The organism is Enterobacter sp. CM29 (assembly GCF_013179605.1).
GTDB lineage: Bacteria > Pseudomonadota > Gammaproteobacteria > Enterobacterales > Enterobacteriaceae > Enterobacter > Enterobacter intestinihominis.
Map to the genome: position 1 here is coordinate 1 of NZ_JABMCU010000016.1, position 12,383 is coordinate 12,383.

The 12,383-nt window shown below is 53.1% G+C and carries 11 protein-coding genes and 1 tRNA gene; 7 read left to right on the forward strand and 5 right to left on the reverse strand.

Annotated features, from left to right (window positions below):
* The 3 genes from HP459_RS03735 to HP459_RS03745 all read right to left on the reverse strand — a co-directional run.
* A partial coding sequence (locus HP459_RS03735; protein WP_171935949.1) for an enoyl-CoA hydratase-related protein occupies nt 1-968 on the reverse strand: 968 nt, incomplete at its 3' end.
* Nucleotides 968-2,278: an acetyl-CoA C-acyltransferase FadI gene (fadI, locus tag HP459_RS03740; RefSeq protein WP_047734962.1), complete on the reverse strand. Its 1,311-nt coding sequence runs from the start codon at nt 2,276-2,278 to the stop codon at nt 968-970. The genes HP459_RS03735 and fadI, both read right to left, overlap by 1 nt.
* A 237-nt stretch (nt 2,279-2,515) precedes the next feature.
* Entirely contained in the window at nt 2,516-2,800 is a 285-nt protein-coding gene (locus HP459_RS03745) for a YfcZ/YiiS family protein (RefSeq protein ID WP_171935950.1), read from the reverse strand.
* A gap of 372 nt (nt 2,801-3,172) precedes the next feature.
* Here HP459_RS03745 and fadL point away from each other — a divergent pair, with 372 nt between their 5' ends.
* Nucleotides 3,173-4,456: a long-chain fatty acid transporter FadL gene (gene fadL / locus HP459_RS03750; protein WP_022648870.1), complete on the forward strand. Its 1,284-nt coding sequence runs from the start codon at nt 3,173-3,175 to the stop codon at nt 4,454-4,456.
* Between the two features lie 44 nt (nt 4,457-4,500).
* Here the strand turns inward: fadL and mlaA are convergent, their stop codons facing one another.
* Nucleotides 4,501-5,253 (reverse strand): phospholipid-binding lipoprotein MlaA, encoded by a 753-nt coding sequence (mlaA, locus tag HP459_RS03755; RefSeq protein WP_022648871.1) that lies wholly within the window; start codon nt 5,251-5,253, stop codon nt 4,501-4,503.
* 315 nt (nt 5,254-5,568) lie between these two features.
* Here mlaA and HP459_RS03760 point away from each other — a divergent pair, with 315 nt between their 5' ends.
* From HP459_RS03760 to ypdK, 4 genes are all read left to right on the forward strand, one after another.
* Nucleotides 5,569-6,498, forward strand: a complete 930-nt coding sequence (locus tag HP459_RS03760) for a formate/nitrite transporter family protein (RefSeq protein WP_171935951.1) — start codon at nt 5,569-5,571, stop codon at nt 6,496-6,498.
* Nucleotides 6,499-6,573: 75 nt separating this feature from the next.
* A tRNA-Arg gene (locus HP459_RS03765) sits at nt 6,574-6,645 on the forward strand.
* Between the two features lie 248 nt (nt 6,646-6,893).
* Nucleotides 6,894-7,814, forward strand: a complete 921-nt coding sequence (gene lpxP, locus HP459_RS03770; RefSeq protein WP_168713920.1) for a kdo(2)-lipid IV(A) palmitoleoyltransferase — start codon at nt 6,894-6,896, stop codon at nt 7,812-7,814.
* 359 nt (nt 7,815-8,173) lie between these two features.
* Nucleotides 8,174-8,245, forward strand: a complete 72-nt coding sequence (gene ypdK / locus HP459_RS23730; protein WP_099458937.1) for a membrane protein YpdK — start codon at nt 8,174-8,176, stop codon at nt 8,243-8,245.
* A 57-nt stretch (nt 8,246-8,302) separates the two neighbouring features.
* On the opposite strand, the gene alaC is transcribed toward ypdK, so the two are convergent.
* A complete protein-coding gene (alaC, locus tag HP459_RS03780) occupies nt 8,303-9,538 on the reverse strand; it encodes an alanine transaminase (RefSeq protein ID WP_171935952.1) in 1,236 nt (411 codons plus the stop codon).
* Nucleotides 9,539-9,924: 386 nt separating this feature from the next.
* Here alaC and HP459_RS03785 point away from each other — a divergent pair, with 386 nt between their 5' ends.
* Both HP459_RS03785 and HP459_RS03790 read left to right on the forward strand, forming a co-directional pair.
* Nucleotides 9,925-11,622, forward strand: coding sequence for a sensor histidine kinase (locus HP459_RS03785; protein ID WP_045308680.1), 1,698 nt, complete (start codon nt 9,925-9,927; stop codon nt 11,620-11,622).
* Between the two features lie 13 nt (nt 11,623-11,635).
* Nucleotides 11,636-12,367, forward strand: coding sequence for a LytTR family DNA-binding domain-containing protein (locus HP459_RS03790; protein ID WP_032623833.1), 732 nt, complete (start codon nt 11,636-11,638; stop codon nt 12,365-12,367).
* Nucleotides 12,368-12,383: the final 16 nt, after the last annotated feature.

Here is a 12,383-nt window from a genome sequence, read left to right on the forward strand (position 1 = left end):
ATGCCGCCGCCCATCAGCCCACCACCCAGAACCCCAACGGCGCGCAGCGGAGCCGGTTCAGCTTCACTGCCCGGATCTTTTTTAACCTCCGTGCTGGCAAAGAAAATGCCGCGCAGCGCCTGCGACTGCGGCGTCATCGCCAGCTCGCCAAACGCTTTCGCTTCCGCGGCATAACCGCTGCTGCTGCCCTGCGATAAACCGGTTTCAATCACCTTCAGAATGCGCGTCGCTGCCGGATAATTCCCTCTGGTTTTTTGCTCGGTTTTTTTACCCACCATATTAAACAGCAGCGTGCGCCCCAGCGGCCCGGCGAGGATACGCTCACGCACCGGCAGGGGGCGTTTCGCCTGACGACCTTTCAGCGCCCGCTCAACGGCAGCCTCAAGCAAGATTGCGTGCGGAACGACCTCATCAACCAGACCCGCCTTTAACGCCTGACGGGCGCGCAGCTGTTTACCGGTTAAAATCATCTCCAGCGCAGTACTGACGCCCACCAGCCGCGGCAAGCGCTGCGTGCCACCTGAACCGGGCAGCAATCCAAGCTGTACTTCAGGCAGTCCGAGTACGGTTTTCGCATCGTCGGTACAAATGCGATTGTGGCAGGCCAGCGCCAGCTCAAGCCCGCCGCCCAGGCAAGCCCCGTGGATCGCAGCGACAACGGGTATCGACAGCGCATGGATCTCCGCCATCACCTGCTGCCCCTGACGCGCCAGATCTTCTGCTTCCTGAGCGCTTGTCGCCCGGGCAATCATGTTGATATCGGCCCCGGCAATAAAGTTATCCGGCTTTGCCGAGATAAATACCAGGCCACGTATCGCTTTGTTTTCGCGGATCTGTCTGAGCATCGCACGCACCTGAACGCCGAACTCCGCCTTCAGGGTATTCATCTTTTCGTCGGGCACATCAATGGTGATAACGGCCACGTTATCAAGGCGAACAGCAAGGTTAAATGCAGATGTCGTTTCCATTATTCAGCCTCCAGAACCATTGCTGCGCCCAGACCGCCCGCCGCACAGGCGGTAACGAGGCCAAAACCGCCGCCACGGCGACGCAGTTCGTGCAACGTCTGGGTAATCATTCTCGCCCCGGTCGCTGCAAACGGATGACCGTAGGCAATAGAGCCACCCAGCACGTTAAACTTACTCTGATCCACTTCGCCTGTGGCATGTGCGCGGCCCAGCACGTCGCGGGCAAAACGTTCGCTCGCCATAAGCTGCACGTTTGCCAGCGTTTGTGCGGCAAAGGCTTCGTGCATATCAATTAACGTGAGATCGGAGAGCGTTAGCCCCGCGCGATCCAGCGCCAGCGGCGTGGACCAGGCCGGTCCGAGCAGCATGTCCTGCCAGACATCGATGGCGGTAAAGGCATAGCTGCGCAAATAGCCCAGCGGTGTGATGCCCAGCTCTTTCGCCCGGGATTCCGTCATCAGGATCACGGCGGCGGCACCGTCCGTCAGCGGCGTACTGTTGGCCGCCGTAACGGTGCCATGTTTACGGTCAAAGGCCGGGCGCAGTTTTGCGTAATCTGCCAGCGTTGAGGTGCCGCGAATGTTGTTATCTTCCGCGAGCGGTTCCCGGTAAGGCGGTACATAGGCGGTCATCACTTCGTTGGTCAGTTTGCCCTCCGACCAGGCTTTCGCTGCCAGCTGATGCGAGCGATGCGCCAGCGCATCCTGCTGTTCGCGTGTAATACCGTAGGTTTTTGCCATCTGCTCGGCTGTATCGCCCATGCGCAGGCCGGTGGAGTATTCAGCAACGGCAGGTGGCACCGGCATGAGGTCGCGCAGGCGTAAACGCGAGAAGAGTTTAAGCTTTGCACCGGTAGTGCGAGCTTTGTTGGCATCCACCAGAATGCGGGCCAGCTGTTTGCTGACGCCGATGGGCAGCACGGAGGAGGAATCAGCGCCGCCGGCAATTCCCGCGCGAATGGTCCCCGCCATCAGGCTTTCCGCCACGTTCGCCACCGCCTGGAAACTGGTAGCGCAGGCGCGGCTGACGCTGTAGGCGTCGGTATGAACATTCATGCCGGTACCCAGCACGATTTCACGCGCGATATTGGGTGCTTCCGGCATCTGTACCACCTGGCCGAAAACCAGTTGCTCAATAACCTCTGGCGGGATCTCGCTGCGAGCCAGCATCTCCCCCACCACCATTTTTCCCAGATCGACAGCCGGTATACCGTGAAACGCGGTTGCCTGACGTGCAAACGGCGTACGTAACCCGCTGACAATGGCAATGCGGTCACCGTGTCGGGTGATAAGCGGTAATGCCTGACTCATAACACTCCCCTGTAAAAAAATTTTGCGCGCACGTTAAGTGGTCTGACCTGATAATAGTCTTAACTATTTTTTTACATTGAGCCAATCGGGGAAGCGAAAAATTGCGAGCTAAGGCACAGAGAAGAAAAAGAAAATGCCCAGGGTAAAAGCAAAACGGTAACCCGTGGGTTACCGTTTTTAGTGTTTGCGCCCTCTCCCGTGGGAGAGGGTTGGGGTGAGGGCACCAGACCGCAGGAATTAACGCAGGCCCAGCTGGAAGATCAGCGTTTCTGCCTCGCAGGCGAACACAAAGTCGATATCCAGCTGTACGCCGCCTTCCACTTCCGTGAAGGTAGATTTGATTTCACATGGATCGGATTCGACTTCACGCGCACGCTTGATCAGCGCGGCCAGCGTCTCTTCCGCTTCAGCGCGGTTAGGGAATACGCGGCTGTAAGAGGCGGTGCAATCGGTGTTGTCCATAATGGTGCCAACATCCATACAGCAGCAAACCGGGGTTTCATCAGCACTGCATTTACTCATAGCTCAATTTCCTCTGTATTCGCGCAGCGCGCGAGATAAACACGATGCGACTATTTTACGCCCCCGGACGAGCCCCCTCCAGCCGTTAATGGCGCAAAACCGGATAAGTGAGCAATATCACACTAAAAAATGATCTAAAACAAAATTCACCATTTCGGATGAATCGTACTGGTCACAATTTTGCCAACCAGATCTCGTTTCATGAAACATGTTTGAAAATATTAATAAACAAACTTGCAACATCCCAGCTGGTCAGACCTATACTCTCGCCACTGGTCTGATTTGTATGTCATACCTCAGACCCTACACTTCGCGCTCCTGTTACGGTATGTAACAATTATTGAATAAAAATAACTCAATGAGGTTATGGTCATGAGCCAGAAAACCCTGTTCAAACAAACTGCTTTAGCAGTTGCAGTGGCAATCGTCTCAACGTCCGCCTGGTCAGCGGGCTTCCAGTTAAACGAATTTTCTTCCTCTGGCCTTGGCCGTGCGTATTCCGGGGAAGGTGCGATTGCCGATGACGCAGGCAACGCAAGCCGTAACCCGGCGCTTATCATGATGTTTGATCGCCCTACATTCTCTGCCGGTGCGGTTTACATCGATCCTGATGTCAACATTTCTGGCAAATCTCAGTATACCGGCGCAGATCTGAAGGCGGATAACATTGCACCAACGGCGTGGGTGCCTAACCTGCACTTTGTTGCGCCAATCAATGAACAGTTTGGTTGGGGTGCCTCTGTCACCTCTAACTATGGCCTGGCAACGGAGTTCAATAACAACTACCCGGCCGGGGAATACGGCGGTAAAACCGACCTGACGACCCTGAACCTTAACCTGAGCGGCGCATATCGTCTGAACGATAACTGGAGCTTTGGTCTGGGCTTTGATGCTGTCTACGCTGATGCAAAAATCGAGCGTTATTCCGGGGAGCAAACTGCTGCGCTGCCGAAAAACAGCAATAAAATTGCCAGCCTGAAAGGTGACGAGTGGGGTTACGGCTGGAACGCCGGTATCCTGTATGAACTGGATAAAAACAACCGCTGGGGTCTGACCTACCGCTCAGAAGTGAAGATTGACTTCGATGGCGATTACAAAAGCGGCATCCTGAGCCCAGTCAACGGTATGGTACCGGGCGCAGGCACCACCATTCCATGGGGTACCTCGAATCAAACCGTACCGGGTTCACTGTCACTGCATCTGCCAGAAATGTGGGAAGTGTCAGGTTATAACCGCGTTGCGCCGCAGTGGGCTATTCACTACAGCCTCGCGTATACCAGCTGGAGCCAGTTCCAGGAGCTGAAAGCCACCGGCAGCAACGGCCAGACGCTGTTCTATAAAGACGAAAGCTTCCACGATGCTTACCGTATCGCACTTGGTACGACCTATTATATGGATGACAACTGGACGTTCCGTACCGGCGTGGCATTTGATGACAGTCCGGTACCGGCAGATAAGCGTTCTATCTCCATTCCGGATCAGGACCGTTTCTGGGTAAGTGCGGGGGCAACCTACGCGTTCAACGAGAATGCCTCTATCGACGCGGGCGTGTCGTACATGCATGGACAGAAAGTGACCTTCCAGGAAGGCCCTTACGAGTTTACCTCTGAAGGTAAAGCCTGGCTGTTTGGTACCAACTTCAACTACGCGTTCTAATCCCAACACGATTAAAAAAGGTGAGCATCGCTCACCTTTTTTATTTATTCCGAATCGATATCTTTTAATTCGTTCTCGATGGCTTTCGCGTTCGGATTATCTTCCGGCTTCAGCTTACCGCCGTTGGCAATAAAGTCATGGTTCTGGAAATAGGCCTCGCGGACCATGATGTACGGATCGGAAGACTGACGCAGCAGACCGTCAGAGTCCAGCAGTTGCGCACGCGTTTCAATCCCTTCCACGGTCCATTTACCAATCGACAGCGGCCAGGTGAGCCATGACAGCACCGGATACAGCGTATCCACCATATCGCCGCCATCATCACGCACGGTAAAGCTGCCGTAGAATGGCAGGTGCACATACGGCCCATAACCTACGCCATAATGCCCCAGTGTGCTGCCGAAACGATGCGGCTGTTCACGCTGTAATTTCGGGTTCGCCATGCCTGCGACATCTATTAAGCCGCCCATACCCAGCAGAGAGTTCAGGAAGAAACGGGTGAAATGCACCATCCCCTGATACGGGTCGCCCTGGAGGAAGTAGTTCACCATCACCGCTGGCTCTTCCAGGTTACTGGTAAAGTTGCTCAGCCCGTTACGCGCTGGCTGCGGAACGTAGTCACGCCATGCCACGGCAACCGGACGAACCAGATATGGATCCAGCACATTATAGTTAAAGTTGTACATTGAACGGTTAAATCCTTCGAGAGGATCGGAGCGTCCCGTTTGCTCGCCAGAGCTGGCGCAGCCCACAAGCATCGTTACGCCCAGCGCAAGCGCCGACAGCCGAAGCTTCATATATTTCTCCCTGTTCAATATGGCTATCGTTGAATGCCATCTGTGACGGAGCCTGTGAGGCTCCGCCTGAAACGTGCAAGTGATTGTAACAGCACGCTTACCGATGTCTACGAGGACAATGACGACCCGCTCGCGTCATCACGCTAATTTCAGCATAGCCTGTCTTTAAGAATTCGTTTCGCTGGCAATTTTATATTGGCTTTGAAAGAGATGTCTCACCTTTATTGCCATTTTCAGCAATTTAAGAGCTTCCCCACGGGCAAGGCGCCAAAAGCCGCTACGCTTAAATGAGCGATTACCCCCGAAGGAGCAGTTATGAAAGATATTAACGAAGATAAAATTGGCGAGAACAATGAGGAACATGAGATTGAAAGTGAGGAGAAAGACCGGGGAGAAGAGATAGAAGTCGATGAGGATCGCCTGCCGTCGCGTGCCATGGCCATTCATGAGCATATTCGCCAGGATGGCGAAAAGGAGATGGAGCGTGACGCAATGGCCCTGCTGTGGTCGGCCATCGCAGCCGGTCTGTCGATGGGTGCCTCTCTGCTCGCCAAAGGTATATTTCACGTTCAACTGGAAGGCGTGCCGGGCGGTTTTTTGCTGGAGAATTTAGGCTACACGTTCGGCTTTATTATCGTCATTATGGCGCGACAGCAGCTTTTCACGGAGAACACCGTCACTGCCGTACTGCCCGTCATGCAAAATCCGACCCTTGGTAATTTTGGTTTACTGATGCGCCTCTGGAGCGTCGTGCTGCTGGGGAACCTGATCGGTACGGGCGTTGCAGCCTGGGCCTTCGAGTATATGCCAATCTTTGATGAACCGACCCGCGACGCATTCGTGAAGATTGGCATGGATGTAATGAAAAATACGCCGGTTGAAATGTTCTCTAATGCCATTATCTCCGGCTGGATCATCGCCACTATGGTCTGGATGTTCCCGTCAGCGGGCAGCGCGAAAATCGTGGTGATTATCCTGATGACCTGGCTTATCGCACTCGCCGATACCACGCACATTGTTGTCGGGACCGTTGAAATCCTTTATCTGGTATTTAACGGCACACTCCACTGGAGCGACTTTTTCTGGCCGTTCGCCCTGCCTACTCTCGCAGGCAACATTTGTGGCGGAACCTTTATCTTTGCACTGCTGAGCCATGCGCAAATCCGTAACGACATGTCCAACAAGCGTAAGGCCGAACTTAAGGCTCAGGAAAAAAAGGATAAAACTGCCGAAAAATCGGCGTGAACGGTGACTCTTTGACCAGTCAGGCGGCAATGCGCTTAACGAGAAGTGTAAATAACGCTATACTCTTGCCGCTTCGTCCCCTTAGTTAAATGGATATAACGAGCCCCTCCTAAGGGCTAGTTGCAGGTTCGATTCCTGCAGGGGACACTTTTAATTTCCCCCTATAATCCCTGATTTATCAATCCGCTTTGCAATTGCCGCTTTTTTAAGCAAAAACGAGTAATAGCTCATAATGTATAACGGTGCTACATTAAGCCGCCCACCCAAGTCAGCAATGGCCAGGCAACGTCGTAAAGAACGGTAAAGCCTGCAACCATGACCTCGTCCTACGGTCTCAATGGCACGTGGTATCGCGAAGTCTGCGCTACCTTCACAGGCTTTACAAAGGTTCCACTATTTTGTCTCAATCCAAATTTCAGCGGGCATTTCTGCACCCGCGCTACTGGTTTACATGGTTCGGCCTTGGCGTACTTTGGCTGCTGGTCCAGCTTCCTTATCCCGTGATTCGCTTCCTGGGTTCGAAGCTCGGCAGCGCATCGCGTCACTTTCTTAAGCGTCGCGAGTCCATTGCCCGAAAAAATCTTGAACTTTGCTTTCCGCATTACAACGCGCAGCAGCGTGAAACGCTGATCGCTGAAAACTTTAAATCTATCGGTATGGCGTTGCTTGAAACCGGTATGGCCTGGTTCTGGCCAGACGAGCGTGTCCGTAAATGGTTTGACGTTGAAGGTCTGGATAACCTCAAACATGCCCAGATGCAAAAACGCGGCGTGATGGTTGTGGGTGTGCATTTTATGTCGCTTGAGCTGGGCGGCCGCGTTATGGGTCTTTGTCAGCCGATGATGGCAACCTATCGCCCGCATAACAGCGCACTGATGGAATGGGTACAAACGCGGGGCCGCATGCGTTCAAATAAGGCGATGATCAGCCGTAACAATCTGCGCGGTATGGTTGGCGCCCTGAAAAAAGGTGAAGCCGTCTGGTTTGCCCCGGACCAGGACTACGGCCCTAAAGGCAGCAGCTTTGCCCCTTTCTTTGCGGTTAAAGATGTCGCTACGACGAACGGTACCTTTGTGATTTCACGTCTCTCTGGCGCCTCGATGTTAACGGTGACCATGGTCAGAAAAGCGGATAAGTCAGGCTATCGTCTGCATATCTCACCGGAGATGGCGAACTATCCTGAGGATGAGAGTGAAGCCGCGACCTTTATCAATAAGGTGATTGAGTTTGAGATTATGCGAGCACCTGAGCAGTATCTGTGGATGCACCGCCGCTTTAAAACCCGCCCTCTGGGCGAAGCCTCGCTTTATATCTAACCCCTTTCGAAGGTTAGTTTCGCTAAGAAACTAACCTTTTCAAGCACCTGTAATCGCAGTGCGTAACGGCTTTTTTCGACCGTCGCTCAACAGGCATTTATTGCGTACCGAAATCAAACTGTCGCCGTTCCACGACACTCGTAAGTATCGGAAATTATTTAAAAAAATGCCTCTTGTCACTCCTGAAATTTAGGCGTACATTAGCGCCGTCTGGCGACAGGAAAGCACAGAATTCAGAGCTGAAGTTAGCGACGTAACGGGATAATTCCGATTTCCCCTTTCGCATGATTTCAACTCTCTATACTCAGTTGGACTCTGTTTTTTTAATGCGTACCGGAAGATACGCGGAGCGATGAAACGTGAAATATTTCTTTATGGGCATTTCGGTTATTGTTTTAGTTTGGGCCGGAACGTTTGCTCTGATGATCTAGTTAAGAAAATGCAGTCAAAAAAACAGGCGCCGTTGGCGCCTGTTTTTTTGGTGTCCGTTACGACTCGGGTTGTTCCACGACGCTCTTAACTGCAAGCAGGCCATCCGCGCGGAACATGCTTTTAATCCCCCGCACAGCCTGACGGATACGGTCGCTGTTTTCGATCAGCGCGAAACGCACATGCGTGTCACCGTAGTCTCCAAAGCCAATGCCTGGAGAAACGCAAACCTTCGCGTCCTGAAGCAGTTTTTTGGCAAATTCCAGAGATCCCATCGCCGCATACGGCTCGGGGATTTTCGCCCAGACGTACATGGAAGCTTTAGGCATTTCAACCATCCAGCCCGCTTCGTGAAGCCCTTTTACCAGCACATCACGGCGGCGCTTGTACTGGGCGGCAATATCAAGCACGCACTGCTGATCCCCTTCCAGCGCCGCGATGGCCGCGACCTGCAATGGCGTAAACGTACCATAGTCATGGTAACTTTTAATACGCGCCAGGGCGCTCACCAGCGTTTTGTTTCCCACCATAAATCCAATTCGCCAGCCCGCCATGTTGTAGCTTTTCGACAGGGTGAAAAACTCAACCGCCACATCACGGGCACCCGGTACCTGCATAATTGACGGCGCTTTCCAGCCATCATAAACGATATCAGCATAGGCGAGATCGTGTACTACCAGCACGTCGTAACGCTTAGCCAGCGCGACCACTTTCTCAAAGAATTCGAGTTCGACGCATTGTGCCGTTGGGTTGGACGGGAAACCGAGGATCATCATTTTCGGCTTCGGATAGCTTTCACGAATCGCCCGTTCCAGCTCGTTGAAGAAGTCGACGCCTTCCACCAGTGGAACAGAACGCACCTGCGCGCCAGCAATCACCGCCCCATAAATATGAATTGGGTAGCTCGGATTCGGCACCAGGACGGTATCGCCGTGATCGAGCGTCGCCAGCATCAGGTGGGCCAGCCCCTCTTTGGAGCCAATGGTCACAATCGCTTCGTTTTCAGGATCGATATCCACCTGATAACGATCCTGATACCAGCGGGAGATCGCCCGACGCAAGCGTGGAATGCCGCGTGAGGTTGAATACCCATGGGTATCGGGACGCTGGGCAACTGTGCAGAGTTTCTCAACGATATGCGGCGGCGTTGGGCCGTCAGGGTTACCCATACTGAAATCGATAATGTCTTCACCGCGCCGACGCGCAGCCATTTTCAGTTCAGCAGTGATATTGAAAACATAAGGGGGGAGACGATCGATACGCGTAAAACGGCGTTCAGGACTGAATTCAGCCATAGATTCCTCAGAGTCACGTTAGCGCCCGGACCGTCCGAGCGACGCTGCCACCCGTGTGGCATGCTTAGAAAATAACCTGAAGAAAAAGACGCTGTCGAGGGGATAACGGCAAAACAATATATTGCGCTAAAACGGGAATGCGATTGCAGTGAAAAGCGGAACTCTTATCGTGATCAGGCAGTTTTAAGCGCTGCGATTTAACACAATATTTTCAGTATCGTTACCTGACGCTTCTCCCCAAACGAAAAAGCAGCGACTTTCAGTCAAAAGCCAGCAATCCCCTTTGAGAATTATGGTTTTTCCCCATTTGATAAATCTGATGGATAGCTGGTCATCTGGCCCTATGTTTTCTATCATAGATTTTTCCCGTTTTCCCAGGCCTGACCGTGCACGAAATCTTCAATATGCTCCTGGCGGTGTTCGACCGCGCGGCATTAATGCTGATCTGTCTCTTTTTCCTTATCCGCATCCGCTTGTTTCGCGAACTGTTGCATAAATCTGCCCACTCGCCAAAAGAGCTGCTGGCCGTTACGTTTATCTTTTCGATGTTTGCCCTGTTCAGCACCTGGTCCGGCGTGCCGGTAGAAGGCTCGCTGGTGAACGTGCGCATCATCGCCGTAATGTCAGGCGGGATCCTCTTTGGTCCCTGGGTCGGGATTATCACAGGCATTATCGCCGGCACCCATCGATACCTGATTGATATTGGCGGCGTGACGGCAGTCCCCTGCTTTATCACCAGCATTATTGCCGGGGTACTCTCCGGCTGGATTAACCGCAAAATCCCGAAAAAACAGCACTGGCGTGCGGGGATTATCGCGGGGATGGTCTGCGAAACGCTGACCATGATCCTGGTCGTCGTCTGGGCACCGACCACTGCGCTGGGGCTGGATATCGTCTCGAAGATCGGTATTCCGATGATCCTCGGAAGCGTCTGTATAGGCTTTATCGTGCTGCTGGTGCAAAGCGTGGAAGGCGAAAAAGAGGCGAGCGCCGCGCGTCAGGCGAAGCTGGCACTGGATATTGCCAACAAAACGCTGCCGCTTTTCCGACACGTTAACACCGAATCTTTACGTCAGGTTTGCGATATCATCCGCCGGGATATTCACGCCGATGCGGTCGCCATTACCAATATTGACCACGTGCTGGCCTATGTTGGCGTCGGTGAGCACAATTATCGCGACAGCGACGATACCATCAGCCCGACCACCAGACAGGCGATTAACTACGGAAAAATCATCATTAAAAACAATGATGAAGCCCACCGGACGCCAGAGATCCACTCAATGCTGGTGATCCCGCTGTGGGAAAAAGGCGTGGTCACGGGGACGCTGAAAATTTACTACTGCCATGCGCACCAAATCACCTCCTCGCTCCAGGAGATGGCGATTGGCCTGTCGCAGATCATCTCCACCCAACTCGAAGTTTCGCGTGCGGAGCAGTTGCGCGAGATGGCAAATAAGGCAGAGCTGCGTGCCCTGCAAAGCAAGATCAATCCCCATTTCCTGTTTAACGCGCTGAACGCTATCTCCTCTTCCATTCGTCTTAATCCGGATACCGCGCGGCAGCTGATTTTTAATCTGTCGCGCTATCTGCGCTACAACATTGAGTTAAAAGACGACGAGCAGATCGACATCAAAAAAGAGCTGTATCAAATCAAGGATTACATCGCGATTGAGCAGGCACGCTTTGGCGATAAGCTGACGGTCATTTACGATATTGATGAAGAGGTCAACTGCGTGATCCCAAGCCTGCTGATCCAGCCGCTGGTGGAAAACGCCATTGTTCACGGCATTCAGCCGTGTAAAGGAAAAGGCGTGGTCACGATTAGCGTGACGGAAAGCGGTAACCGCGTGCGAATCGCCGTGCGCGATACCGGACACGGCATCGATCCGAAAGTGATCGAGCGCGTCGAATCAAACGAAATGCCGGGAAATAAAATCGGGCTGCTGAACGTGCACCACCGGGTCAAGCTGCTGTACGGTGACGGGCTGCACATTCACCGCCTTGAGCCGGGCACCGAGATTGCTTTTTATGTCCCGAACGAACGAACGCCCATTAATGCCCCCATATCCTTGTTGCCGTAGGCCGGAGTAACAGATGAAAGTCATCATCGTAGAAGATGAAATTCTGGCTCAGCAGGAGTTGAGCTGGCTTATCAAAACCCACAGCCAGATGGAGATTGTTGGCTGTTTTGAGGATGGTCTGGACGTGCTGAAATTTTTGCAGCATAACCGGGTCGACGCGATTTTTCTCGATATTAATATTCCGTCTCTGGACGGCGTTCTGCTGGCGCAAAATATCAATCAGTTCGCCCATAAGCCGTTTATTGTGTTTGTCACCGCGTGGAAAGAGCATGCCGTGGAAGCCTTCGAGCTGGAGGCGTTTGACTATATTCTCAAGCCGTATCAGGAGTCGCGTATTATCAGCATGCTGCATAAGCTGGAAGCCGCATGGCAGCAGCAGTCGCTGCCCACCAGTGCCAGTCCGGTAGCGCGGGAAAACGACACCATTAATCTGGTCAAGGACGAACGGATCATCGTCACGCCTGTCGACGATATTTACTATGCTGAGGCGCACGAAAAAATGACGTTTGTCTATACGCGGCGTGAGGCCTACGTAATGGCGATGAACATCACCGAATTTTGCAACAAACTCCCGGCAGCGCACTTCTTCCGCTGCCACCGCTCGTTCTGCGTCAATCTGAACAAGATCCGCGAGATCGAACCCTGGTTTAATAACACCTATATTTTGCGGCTGAAGGATCTGGATTTTCAGGTGCCGGTAAGCCGCAGCAGAGTGAAAGCGTTCCGCCAGCTCATGCACCTGTAGCGCGTTCCCTCTCCCG